The 14,607-nt window shown below is 45.8% G+C and carries 2 protein-coding genes; both read left to right on the forward strand.

The window, feature by feature from the left end; translation table 11 throughout:
* The first annotated feature begins 18 nt into the window (after positions 1-18).
* Complete coding sequence (locus NSQ11_RS02075) at positions 19-10,713, forward strand: amino acid adenylation domain-containing protein (RefSeq protein WP_342501229.1); 10,695 nt, start codon at positions 19-21, stop codon at positions 10,711-10,713.
* 45 nt (positions 10,714-10,758) lie between these two features.
* Positions 10,759-14,592 (forward strand): non-ribosomal peptide synthetase, encoded by a 3,834-nt coding sequence (locus tag NSQ11_RS02080; RefSeq protein ID WP_181891216.1) that lies wholly within the window; start codon positions 10,759-10,761, stop codon positions 14,590-14,592.
* The last annotated feature ends 15 nt before the right edge of the window (positions 14,593-14,607 follow it).

Genomic DNA, 14,607 nt, shown 5'->3' on the forward strand with positions numbered 1-14,607 from the left:
CAAACGAAGAGGTGGACTATGAGCAAACAGAAGATTCAAAAGGTATATCCTTTAACACCAATGCAAGAAGGCATGTTATATCATGCCATGCTAGACCCTAATTCGTCCTCTTATTTCACACAGCTGGAGCTTGGAATAAGAGGGGAGTTTGATCTCGATCTTTTTGAAAAAAGTCTCAATGAGCTCATCGGCACATATGACATTCTCCGTACAGCCTTTGTCTATCAGCAATTACAGAAGCCTCGTCAGGTTGTACTGGCAGAGCGCAATCTAGATGTGTATAGAGAGAATCTATCTCACCTGAATCATCAGGAACAGCAAAAGGTACTAGATCAATATAAAAAGCAAGTGAGAAAGCAAGGCTTCCATTTAACGAATGATTTGTTATTGAAGGTCGCTGTTTTTCAACTGAATGAAACAAACTGGCATCTCATTTGGAGCAACCATCACATCATTATGGATGGTTGGTCCATGGGAGTTTTGATGAAAAAATTGTTTCATTACTACGAATCTTATCGGAACGGCAAAACGCCGGATCGCTCACAAGGAAAACCTTATGCAGATTATATCCAGTGGCTTGGCAAGCAAAATCAACAAGCAGCGGAAGGCTATTGGAAGGATCGCTTAGACGGTGCGATTCAGCATCAAGGGCTTTTGCAACAGAAAGAAGCGAACGGGCAATATGACCATCAGGAATGGACGTTCACATGGGATGCTGAAATGGTCAGCAGCATTCAAGAGATCGCAAGGAATTGCCAAGTGACAGCACCAAATCTATTCCAGGCTGTTTGGTCGGTTCTTTTAGGCACTTACCATGCGGCAAATGATGTCACTTTCGGAACAGTCGTGTCTGGCAGGCCGCCAAGTGTGGCTGGTATTGAACAGATGGCAGGGCTTTTTATCAATACAATACCGGTCAGGGTAGAAATGAATCACGAAGACACCTTCAAACAGCTGTTTCAAAAAGTTCAGCAGCATGCGCTGGAAGCGGAAAACTATGATTTTATGCCGCTTTATGACATTCAGCAACAGACAGCTGCAGGAGGACAACTCTTCGATCACTTGGTCGGGTTTGAGAACTATCCTTTAGATCAAGAGCTATCTGGTGACACCATGTCGGAACGTCTAGGGTTTTCCATTGATGTAAAAGACGGATTTGAACAAACGAATTTCGATCTAAATGTCCTCGTATATCCAGGTGAAACATGGACATTGAAAATCAAATACAATGCGGTGGCTTTTGAAGAAGAGGTCATTGAAAAAATATCGAAACACCTGACCAACCTCATGAAGCAGATCATCGAAAATCCGGAAGTTCGCCTTCATGACGTGACGTGTATCACTGAAGAAGAAAAACAGCAGATTGAAGCATGGAACAAGACAGAACGAGATTATCCAAAGCATCTGTCTATTCCTGAGCTTCTGAAAGAACGCATTCAAACGCAGCCAGACCATCTGGCGTTAGTCGAAGGAGAGCGGGCATTCACCTATGAAGAACTCGGCCAAGAAATCCATCGTGTTGCGGGACATTTGATTGATAGCGGAGTGAAACAAGAAGATGCCGTCGCAGTGTATATGAATCGATCTGCTGAAGCAGTGATCGCCATTTTAGCGGTTCTTCAAGCAGGGGCTGCTTATGTACCAATTGATCCAGCCCAGCCAGAGGATAGAATCCGCTTTATGCTTGAAGACAGCGGCGCATCCGTTTTGCTCTATGCGGACAGCCAGCCGCCAGTTCATGAAAGCATCCAAGCCGTTCATGTGTCGGATATATCGAATCATTCCAACGGACCATTCGAAGTCGAGACCTCTCCTTCGCAATTGGCGTATATCATGTACACGTCGGGGTCAACCGGCCAGCCAAAAGGTGTTCAAATTGAGCATCAACATATTGTCAGATTGGCATGTTCACAGGAGACACTGGGCTTGAACAAGTCGGATCGTATGGCACATACAGGAGCAGTCAGCTTTGATGCCATTACTTTTGAAATTTTCACCACACTGCTGAACGGTGCAACGCTTTATCCTGTTGACCGTGACACGTTATTGGACATCAACCGGTTTGAACGCTTTATCCAAACGAATCAAATCTCGGCGCTCTTTTTAACGACAGGTTTGTTTAATCAACTCGCTCAGCAGCGACCGCATATGTTTAAGGGACTGTCCAAATTGATCACAGGCGGTGATGTGATCAATGTGAAAAGTGCAGAGCTTGTGAAGAAACATCATCCATCACTTGTTTTACTGAATGCGTATGGCCCAACAGAAAACACCACCATCTCGACCATTTATGAGGTGAGAGGGGATGAAACGGGCACGATTCCAATTGGTCAGCCGATCAATCATTCGTCCGCTTACATTTTAGATGACAATCAAAGACTTCAGCCAATTGGTGCGCCAGGAGAGCTGTATGTTGGCGGAGACGGTGTCTCAAGAGGATATCTCCATCGTCCAGAATTAACAAAGCAAGTATTTATCGCTGATCCTTTCAAGGCAGAAGGGCGTTTATATCGAACAGGAGATTTGGCTAGGTACGGTTCAAATGGTCAAATCGAATTCCTCGGACGGACAGATGATCAAGTGAAAATCCGTGGTTTCCGTATTGAGCTAGGTGAAATTGAAACGATTCTTCAACAAGAGGCGGGGATCGATGAGGCGGTTGTGCTCATCCATGCGTCTCCTTCAGAAGAAAAAGAAATGACCGCTTACTATACGGGAACGATCAGAGAAGAAGAGGTGCGGGCTTTATTTCATCAAGCACTGCCAGCATATATGGTACCTCATCACGTCATGAAGCTAGATGCTTTCCCGCTTACAGCAAACGGAAAGGTCGATCGAAAAGCTTTACCAACGCCTGACGAAGCTCATCGTGAAGAAGTCAGGATCATTCCGCCTGAAACTGAGACGGAAAAGGCGCTTGCTCAAATTTGGGAGGAACTGCTTGGGAAAGCGGTGGGAATAGATGAGCATTTCTTCATGACTGGCGGACATTCACTCAAAGCAATGATGATGTCAGCCAAAATCCAAGAAGTGTTCCAAAAGGAAGTTCCGATTCAAGTGATATTCGAAAAGCCAACGGTTCGATCGCTTGCGTCATACATTGACCAGGACGGTCAAGAAGAACAAGGACATCCGATCTTACCCGCAGCGAAGGCGGAGGACTATCCAGTGTCACCAGCTCAGCGGCGCTTATACATTTTACAAACACTTGAACCTAAGAGTACGAACTATCATATTCCGATCGTCTTAACGCTTGAAGGTACGCTCGATCATCAGCGGCTCACCTCAGCATTTGATGAATTGATTCAAACGCATGAAATCTTAAGAACGAGTTTTCATATGAAAGGCGAGAACATCGTCCAAAGGGTACATGAAAGAGCGGCATTTGACCTCCCTGTCCATGATGTAAAGGAAGAAGAGGCCGAGGCATTTCTTGCTGAACGTCAGGCGCCGTTTGATTTGACAGCCGCTCCCCTCCTGCGGGCACAGTTGCTCAAAGTGAGTCATGATCGTCATCTATTAGTCTTGGAAGCACATCACCTCATTACAGATGGCAGCTCCATGAAGACGTTCATTCAGGATTTGGCGAAAGCCTATGATGGAGAGGCACTTGCAGAAAGAGCCATTCATTATAAAGATTACGCTGTCTGGCAGTTAAGTGAAGAAGAAACAGAGAAACAGCGTGCGCATGAAGCGTATTGGCTGAAGCAATACGAAGGAGATGTACCGGTTTTAGATTTGCCGACAGACTACCCACGTCCAGTGGAACGTGATTTTTCTGGAGAACGGGTGATGTTTGGCTGTGATCAAGCGACAACTCAGCGTATTCATGAGCTGCTCAAGAAAACAGATACGACGCTGTACATGTTCTTGTTATCTGCATTTCAAGTGCTGCTCGCTTCCTACAGCGGACAGGAAGATATCATTGTCGGATCTCCTGTTGCGGGGCGAACACATCCAGATATTCAGGACATGCCGGGGATGTTCATCAATACCATTGCGATGCGCGGGAAACCGGAACAAACAAAGTCATTTTTACAGCTGCTTGAAGAAATAAAAGAAACGAGTGTAGATGCTTTTGCACATCAAAGCTATCCGCTCGAAGAGTTAATCGCGCGTCTGCCGCTTGATCGTGATACAACCCGAAGCCCGCTCTTTAGTGTTTCGTTTAATATGCAGAACATGGATGTTCCTGCACTAAAGCTCGGCGATCTGAACATTTCGCCTTATGCGATGCAGCACCGATCCGTCAAATTTGATCTGTCTCTAGAAGCATTTGAACGTGAGGGAGAAATAAAACTAAGCCTAGACTATGCAACGGCATTATTTAAAGAGGAAACCATCCGCCGGTTCGGAACACATCTTCTTGCGATTATTCGTGAGGCGGTCCAGCATCCGAATGAACGAATTGGCTTGTTCAATCTCTTGGATCAGCATGAGCAAATGGAGCGGCTGGAGAAAAGGGATGGAGAACAAACAGGTCAACATGAGCCGTACCATGTGCAATTTTCACGTCAAGCCATGGAAACGCCTGATGCCATTGCGGTGATGGATGGTGAAAGGAAGCTGACCTACCGTGAACTGGATCGCATGTCCAATGCTCTTTGCAGTGAGCTGAAGATGCAAGGCGTAGAGAAAGAAAGCACAGTCGCACTTATTCTTGATCGCTCTGTCTATGTCATTGTCTCGATGCTAGGTGTAATGAAAGCGGGCGGTGCATTTGTACCAATTGATCCAGCTTTTCCTGCGGAACGTATTCGTTACACATTAAAAGATTCAGGGGCAAAAGTCATTGTGGCTAATGAGTCTCTTGGCGATTCGTATCAGCATCTCAAGTCGATTCAGGTCGTACATGTGGAGAAAGCCGTCCAACGAAACGATTCTCTAGACCTCCCGGACGTATCGGTTGATCAACTGGCTTATGTGATTTACACATCTGGAACAACAGGGAAGCCAAAGGGTGTACAGCTCACGCATCGTAATCTATCACACTACGTCAATTGGTTGATACATGAAGTGACTTTACAAGAATGCGATCGAACGGCACTCCTGTCTTCTTATGCATACGACCTTGGTTACACAAGCATTTTCCCGGTTCTAAAAGCAGGCGGGACACTCTATATTCCTCGTGAAGACGTGTATACAGACCCTGTACGTCTCATGCGTTTTATTGATGAACAAGAGCTGACTTATATCAAAATGACACCATCCTTATTTCATATGATGGCAGATTCAAAGGGTTATACATTTGACGCTTTACGGCTTGTGGTATTGGGAGGAGAATCGATTGTCTCTGAAGATGTTGAGACATTTATGAAGCAGCATCCATGCGTCGCAGTGATGAACCATTACGGTCCGACAGAAACAACGATTGGTACAGTGAGCAAGCTAATGACACCGCATGAGCTGGACGCTTTAAAGGAGCGTTCTATCATCGGAAAGCCTATTGCTCATACAAGAGCGCTCGTATGCAATCGCGAGCAGCGCCTTGTCCCTTATGGCGCACCGGGTGAGCTCTACATTTCAGGTGATGGTGTTTCAAAAGGTTATTTGAATCAGCCTGAATTAACAGCAGAGCGTTTTCTTGAAAATCCTTATTTCCCTCAAGAGCGGATGTATCGGACTGGAGATTTGGTCAGACAGCATGCAAATGGGGAGATTGAATTCCTTGGAAGAGTAGACGATCAAGTGAAAATTCGCGGTTATCGAATTGAGAAACAAGAAATTGAGCATGCCGCACGTGCCCTTTCAACCATTCAAAAAGTGTATGTCAAAGTGATCAACACATCTCGTTTACCGGAGCTGGCGTTATATTATACAGCACCTGATCACATTGGAACGCTGACATTTAGAGAAAAGCTTTCAGAGACACTGCCGGATTACATGATTCCTACTTATTTTGTCAAAGTGGATCATATGCCGCTGACGCAAAACGGAAAAGTAGATGCAAAATCTCTGCCGCTTCCTCATGAGGCACATATGAACCGCACGGCACACGCAGCACCAGAAACGGCGCTTGAGCAGACGCTTTGTGATATTTGGTCAGATGTTCTTGGAATGGAGGAAGTTGGCATTGATGACCATTTCTTTGAATTAGGCGGGCATTCTCTGAAAGGCATGGTGCTCATTTCGAACATGCAAGCCAAACTGAATCAGCATGTACCACTCAAGGTTCTTTTTGAAAAGCCAACGATACGGGCGATAGCTGCCTATTTGGAAGAAGCTGATGCTTCGCTCGTCACATCCATTCAGCCAGCGGAAAAGCAAGATTTCTATCCAGTCTCTTCCGCACAAAAGCGAATGTACGTATTACAGCAGTTGCATCCAGAATCCGTCACCTACCATATGCCAGCCGTTTTCATGATGGAAGGAAACCTTGATCTGAAGCAGCTAGAAGGAGCGATTCAAGCTTTAATTGATAGACATGAGTCATTGCGGACAGCCTTTGTTGAAATTGACGGCAGTCCCGTCCAAAAAATCTATCGCCGTGTGCCGTTTACGTTACAGATGGTTGAAGTAGAAAGCGATCAGGTACAATCCGTCGTAGACAACTTCATGACACCATTCTCATTACATCAAGCACCTCTAATGAGGGCAAAAGTGGCAAAGTTGTCTGATGATAAATATGTGTTCATGATGGATATGCACCATATCATCGCAGATGGGGTGACACGCAGTCTGCTCATTCAAGAATTAGCGGAGTTGTATGAGCATAAGACGTTACTGCCAGTTCAGTTGCACTACAAGGATTATGCGGTATGGCAGCAAGAAGAAGAGCAGCAAGCAGCACTTGAAAAACAGCGGCAGTATTGGCTGGAGCAATATGCACAGCCGCCAGAAGACTTAGCACTTCCGCTTGATTTTCCTCGGCCTAGTGTGCAGTCATTTGCAGGAGACCGGGTGGATAGATGGCTGTCTGCTGAAAAGGCGCAGCATATCAAAGCGCTCATGGCTGAAAAAAATGTGAGTTTGAACATGGTGATGCAAACGGCCTTTGCCATTCTCCTTCATAAATTGACTGGGCAGCATGACATCGTCATAGGGGCTGTAACGGCTGGACGTACACATGCGTCAATCGAACGGATTCCGGGCATGTTTGTGAATACACTGGCCCTTCGACATGACGTTCAGTTAGAAGAAACTGCAGAGCATCTGCTAGAAAAAATAAAAGATCACAATCTATCAGCTTATGAACATCAAGGATTCCCGTTTGAGGATTTGGTCGCGCAGTTAGACCTTCCGAAAGACACGAGCCGCAACCCGTTGTTTAGTGTCATGATGACAACGGATGAGCGTGATCTGACGTTACCGAATTTGAACGGACTTACGCTTTCACACAAACAGCAAGAAGCCGTTCAGGCAAAGTTTGATTTAACGCTCGGCATCTTTGAGGAACAAGATCAAGTGGGCTTGCGCTTTGAATATGCAGAGGCACTATTTAAAAAGAGTACCATTCAGCGATGGAGTCAATATTTTGAGCGGATCATAGACGAAATGATCGCGAAATTGAATCAGCCGATCTCAACCATCTCCATCTTAACCAAAGAAGAAGAGCGACATCTGCTTGATGAATGGTCAGGCCCTATCCTAAATGTCCCGACAGATCAAACGGTTCATGCATTGATTGAGGCGAGGTCACAAGAAGTACCTGATCAAAAAGCTGCAACTTTCTGCGGCACAAGCTGGACGTATGAAGAACTGAACAACCGGGCGAATACAGTCGCCGCAAGACTCATTTCCACCGGCACAAAACCGGGAGACCGCATCGGCATTCTCACGCGTCCATCGCTCGAGATGACAGCCGCTGTTCTCGGAGTTCTCAAGGCAGGTGCGGCATTTGTGCCGATTGATGCCGATTATCCAGCACAGCGCATTGCCTACATGCTGGAAGACTGCCGGGCAGAGGTCCTTCTGATTCAGAAAGAGCTCACTGCACCACGTTCTTTCACAGGTCATACCCTCTTCATAGAAGAGGCAGTAGAAGGAGAAGCACACGAGATTCAGGTTCCTATCAAACCAACGGATCTCGCTTATATGATTTACACATCTGGAACGACTGGACAGCCGAAGGGTGTCATGGTCGAGCACCAGTCCCTTGTCAATCTGGCTTACTGGCACAATGATGCCTTCCAGGTGACGAAACAAGACCGAACCGCCAAATATGCCGGCTTTGGCTTTGATGCCTCCATTTGGGAGATGTTCCCGACGTGGATCGCCGGCGCAGAGCTCCATATCATCGACGAAGCGATTCGCCTCGATATGATCAAGCTCAATTCGTATTTTAATCACGAAGGTATCACCATTGCGTTCCTGCCAACACAGCTATGTGAGCAGTTTATGTCGATGGACAATCATTCTCTCCGTTACTTACTGACAGGCGGGGACAAGCTGAAACAGGTGAAGCCCGTTCCATACAAACTCGTCAATAACTACGGCCCAACAGAAAATACGGTCGTGGCGACAAGCGGGATCATTGATCCAGATCAAGGCACGCTTCCTATCGGAACAGCGATTGCCAATACTCGTTTTTACATTATGGGTTCGTTATATGACCTCTCGCCGCAAGGCGTACCGGGTGAACTTGTGATTGCGGGGAAAGGACTGGCAAGAGGCTACTGGAATCTCCCAGAGGAAACGGACAAACGGTTTGTCCCAGATCCGTTTTATCCTGGAGAGCGCATGTACCGTACAGGCGACTTGGTGAAATGGACAGAGGATGGCGAGCTGATCTACCTCGGCAGAAAAGACCATCAAGTGAGCATCCGCGGATTCCGTATTGAGCTGTCAGAAATTGAAGCGCAGCTCCTTGCGCTGGATTCAGTCCAAGAAGCCGTCGTGACAACGGTCAAAGACGCAAGTGATCAAGACGCTCTTGTCGCTTACGCCATCACAGATGAAGAAACGGGCACTTTGAAAGAAAGCTTAAAGCGCACCTTGCCAGAATATATGGTGCCATCATGGATCATCGAGCTAGACCAGCTGCCGATGACGGCAAATGGCAAAGTGGATCTCAAAGCACTGCCAGCACCTGATGTGGAAGCGAATCAAACAGCATACGAAGCGCCAAGAGATGAAGTGGAAGCACTGCTTTGCGGCATTTGGGAAGATGTGCTTGGCGTCAGCCAAGTCGGTATTCACGACCATTTCTTCTTCCTTGGCGGAGATTCGATTAAAGGCATCCAAATGGCAAGCAGACTCACGCAAGAAGGCTGGAAGCTCGATATGAAACTGCTTTTCCAATACCCAACGATTGCGGAGCTTCGCCCATATATCGAAGAAGCGGACCTTCTCACAGCTGATCAGTCAGCTGTGGAAGGAGAGGTCATTTTAACACCGATTCAGCGCTGGTTCTTTGAACGGAACTTTGATCACCAGCACCACTGGAATCTCTCAATGATGCTTCATGCACCAAAAGGGTTTGACTTGGCTGTCACAGAACAAGTTCTGCAAAAACTGCTCTCACATCATGATGCACTGCGCATGGTGTTCAGACAGGAGCATGATGACATGCTGCAATACAATCAGCGGGAGCTGACAGAACCATTTTCAATTATTTCTTGTGATGTTTCAAAAGCGCAAGATGTGAAACAGGCGATTTCCACATACGCCAATGAGTATCAGCGTCAACTGAATCTTGAAAAAGGTCCGTTGATGAAAGTGATTTGTTTCCATACAGAAAACGGTGATCACTTACTCATGATCACACATCATCTAGTGATTGACGGCGTTTCATGCCGGATTTTACTAGAAGACTTTATGTCTCTTTATCATCAGGCAGAAAAAGGAGAAACGATGGTTCTGCCGCCAAAAACGCACTCTTTCAAAGAATGGGCAGAAGCGATTGAACGATATGCGCAGTCACAGCTGCTAAAAAACCAGAAGGAGTATTGGGCAGCGATTGAAAATAGACCGTTTACGACTTTACCTGTTGACCATGAAGTAAAAGAAAGAAAAGTCGCGGATACGAAAGCGGTCAAAATGCAGCTGACAGAAGCAGAAACCGAGCATCTGTTAACGAATATCCATCTTCCGTACACAACAGAAATGAATGATATTCTTCTATGTGCGCTTGGGCTGGCCGTTCAGGAATGGACAGGTCAATCTCATGTACATGTACAGCTTGAAGGTCATGGAAGAGAGGACATTTTATCAGGATTAGATATATCCCGCACAGTTGGCTGGTTTACGAGCATGTATCCAGTCGTTCTTGAAGCGAAACCGAATCAGACCATTGCAGACGCTATCAAAGGAACGAAAGAGATGCTACGGCGTGTACCGAATAAAGGGATTGGTTACGGTATTTTAAGATACATGACACCATCCGAACCGTCAGTCAAACACGTGCAGCCTGAAATCAGCTTGAACTATCTTGGGCAGATTGATCAGGAAGTGACGACAGAACTCTTTGGGCCCTCAACCTATGATATGGGCCGTCAAGCAAGCCCTGAATCTGAAGCTGTTTATAAGCTGAACCTCAGCGGTCTTGTTCAGCACAATCAATTCATTCTGTCGTGCTCATATTGTGCAAGTGAATATGAAGAACAAACGATACAGCAGTTCATCGCATTGTTGAAGGAGAAGATCAGATCCATCATCACCCATTGCTTAGCGCATCAAGAGCGAGAATTTACACCAAGTGACTTCTCGGCTGCAGACCTTGAAATGGATGAAATGGACGATATCTTTGACATGCTTGAGGAGAAATTGACCTAACACCACTAGATCAGTCATGAAAAAGGGGAAGGAGGAATGAAATAGATGAGTCAATTTAAAAGGGATCAAGTTCAAGATATGTACTATCTGTCACCGATGCAAGAAGGAATGCTGTTTCATACCCTCCATCATCAAGAAAAAGGCTTTTATGTAGAACAAATGGATATGAACGTGAAGGGCACACTTCGGCATGATTTGCTTGAGAAAAGCATGAATATCATTGTGGAACGGTACGATATTTTTCGTACCGTGTTCCTCCACGAAAAAGTGAAGCGTCCTGTCCAAGTTGTATTAAAAAATCGACCTTTCCAGCTTGATGTTGTGGACATACAGGATCTTTCTGAAAGTGAACAGCTTGAACGTATTGATCGTTTTAAACAAAAGGATCAGCTGAGAGGATTTGATCTCTCGAAGGATCTGCTCATGCGGGCCTCTGTTTTTCAAACGGGTCCTTCAAGCTATCGCTGGATATGGAGCTATCACCATATCCTTCTAGATGGCTGGTGTTTTGGCCTAGTTGTGCAGGAATTGTTTGCGATTTATCATGCACTTTTGCATGACATCCCTTATAGGCTGGAGCCAGTCAAGCCATATAAAGAATATATTCAATGGCTGGAAAAACAAGATAAACAAGCCTCACTTGAATATTGGACGCAATCTTTGGCTGGTTTTGAGGGGCAGTCGACTTTTAAAGAACAGCGAAAGCAAACAAATGAGCATGAATTAGGCGAAATCGAATGGGCCATGAGTAAAGAAGAAACTGCTGCTTTATCAGAGTTAGCCTTGCAGCAGAATGCCACGTTAAGCAGTGCGCTTCAATCGGCTTGGTCCATTTTACTAAGCAGGTATCAGCGCTCAAACGATGTGTTGTTTGGAACGGTTGTGTCAGGACGTCCGGCAGATTTAGCTGGTGTGGACCGGATGGTGGGGTTGTTCATCAATGTCATTCCAAGACGAATTCAGCTGACAGACCAAATGACGTTCCGTTCTCTATTATCAGAGACGCAGCAGCAGTCTTTAGCGGCTGAACCGCACCAATATATCCCGATTTATGATATTCAGGCTAAGGCAGGTCAGCAGCAGCTCATTGATCATATTGTGGTGTTTGAGAATGTCCCTGCTGCAAAGAAAGACGAGCAGGAGTCACTGCTTGGCTTTACAGTAGAAGACATGAATGTCTATGAGAAATCGAACTATGATCTCAATTTACTGGCGTCGCCCGGGGAACAATTGCAGCTGAAGCTGGCCTTTAATCAGCGTGCATTTGATCCTGCATTTGTCCATAAATTAAAGGATCAGCTGACCCTTTTGATCAAAGGGGCCATCAAACATCCAGATCAGTTAGTTCATATACTGACACTTGTGACAAAGCAGGAAAAACAGCGAATGTTAGAGGAATGGAATGCACCTGAGCTGGAGCATGATCAGCTTTATTTGACAAAGTGGTTTGAGCATAATGTCCGAAAACAGCCGAATGCAGTGGCATTATCAGCAGGTGATCACACGATGACATATGCGGAGCTGAACGAACAAGCCAATCGACTGGCAAGGCATTTGCAAAAAAATGGGGTGGGTCATCAAACGGTGACCGCCATTTTAGCAGAGCGGACACCTGAACTCATTGTCAGTTTACTCGCTGTCTTAAAAGCAGGTGCCACCTATGTGTCGATTGATCCAGATTATCCAGAAAGCCGTATCCAATATATGCTGAGAGACAGCGGAGCGACGCATCTTCTGACTCATTCATCCTTTATCAGTCAGACGAGGTCACTCGCATTTGATGGCACGTATCTTTTTGCAGATGATCAAGAAATTTTACTGATGAGCTCAGAGAATCTGCCACTTGAAGCTGGTTTAGATGATACGGCATACATCATGTATACATCTGGAACAACCGGACAGCCAAAAGGCATCATGACGACCCATTCCAATATTGCCCGGGTGGTCAAAAATACGAATTATTTAACCATTTTAGAAACAGATACATTGCTGTCGTTATCAAATAGCGTATTTGATGGCTTTACATTTGATGTATATGGTGCGCTTTTAAACGGAGCAAAGCTTGTCCTGCCGCAAAAAGAAACCATTTTAGATATGGGGAAGCTCACTGAGTTGATAAAAGGAGAGCATATTTCTGTCATGTTTGTTCCAACCGCTTTATTCCATCTTCTCGTTGATGAAGGAACAGACTGGATGCGCGGTGTGCGTAAGGTGCTGTTTGGGGGAGAGAGGGCATCGGTTCAGCATGTGAGAAAAGCCTTTGATGTGATGGGAAAAGGCAGATTGTTGAATGTATACGGACCAACCGAATCAACGGTTTTTGCCACATATTATCCGATAGATGAAGCGATCCCTTTAGAGGCACGTTCTATTCCAATTGGGAAGCCGCTCAACCAGACGGGCGCTTATATATTGAGTGAGCACAGACAGCTTCAGCCGATTGGAATGGTTGGAGAGCTTTGTCTGAGCGGCAAAGGACTGGCAAAAGGGTATTTGAATCGTCCTGATCTGACAAAACAAGTCTTTATCGCCCATCCATTCGCTGCGGGTGAGCGCCTGTATCGCACGGGGGATTTAGCTTACTTTCGAGAAGACGGTCTGATTGAGTATGCAGGCAGAGTTGATGATCAGGTAAAAATTCGAGGACACCGAATTGAACTGACAGAAATTGAAGCCAACCTTCTCATGCACCCAGGTGTAAAACAAGCTGTACTCCTAGCGGATCATGATGAAACCAATCATACAAGGCTGCTTGCCTATATCACGTGTGATGATGCATGGAAAGGCAAACTCGATGACATCAAATCAGGGCTGAAAGAGCGTCTTCCAGCTTATATGCTGCCTCATGAGCTGATTGAACTGGAGAACCTCCCACTTACGCCAAACGGGAAGGTTGATAAACGCCAGCTACCAAAACCAGAGGCACCGCAAGGAAACCGCCGTGTGAAACTGCCCGCAAATGAAGTGGAACAAAAGCTGCTGGTAATGTGGCGGGAAGTACTTGAACGAGAGGATATTAGCACAGATGACCATTTCTTTGAGCTTGGCGGACATTCTTTAAAAGCAATGTCTCTTTTGTCCAAAGTATCAAAAGAGTTTGAGGTTCAGGTGCCGATCCATTTGTTGTTTGAGACCCCGACGATTGAAGCGCTTAGTCGTTATATTCAGCATCAGGACGGGGAAACCGCTGGCTATCTTGTATTCAATGAATCTCAAACATCAACAGTCTTTGCTCTTCCGCCATTACCAGGCTACGGCTTTATCTATCAGGAAGCAGCAAAAACGCTTGATGATGTTCGGCTAGTCGCCTTTGATTTTATTGAAACGAATAACCGAATGGCGCAGTACGTTCAGCATATTCAGTACCTTCAGCCAAAAGGGCCGCTGACGTTGATGGGGTACTCAGGCGGATGTTACCTCGCCTTTGAGCTTGTTCAAGCGCTTGAACAAGTAGGGCGGACAGTCGAGAAGGTCATCATGATCGATTCCTATAAGAAAATTGGAGAAAGTGATTTAGAAGGACGATCCATTGATGATGATATTGAAGCGATTGTTCATCAAACGGAACAAAGCGAACTTGCTCAAGGGGAGATCGTTCAAGAAGCGCTTGCCCAAAAGACGCGCGCCTACTATGAAACGTTTGTTAAGGGGGTGAATCAAGGCAAAATACAGGCAGATATTACGTTCATCCAATCTGAAGAACAAATAGCGATCCCGGACTGGATGGAAGAGTGGACACAGGCAACGGCCGGATCTTTTACCCAATACCAAGGCTATGGCCGGCATGCTGATATGTTCAAACAGAAAGAATGTGCAGCTCAAAATGCAAAGCTGATCAAACATATTGTCAATCAAACAAATAGAGAACGAGTCTTGTAAACTTTAGATTAGGCA

Source organism: Bacillus sp. FSL W7-1582 (assembly GCF_038593325.1).
Lineage (GTDB): Bacteria > Bacillota > Bacilli > Bacillales > Bacillaceae > Bacillus > Bacillus altitudinis.

Bases quoted from the DNA above. Each gene is read 5' to 3' on its own strand.
- NSQ11_RS02080 (WP_181891216.1), top strand. From the start codon at position 10,759: ATGAGTCAATTTAAAAGGGATCAAGTTCAAGATATGTACTATCTGTCA.
- NSQ11_RS02075 (WP_342501229.1), top strand. From the start codon at position 19: ATGAGCAAACAGAAGATTCAAAAGGTATATCCTTTAACACCAATGCAA.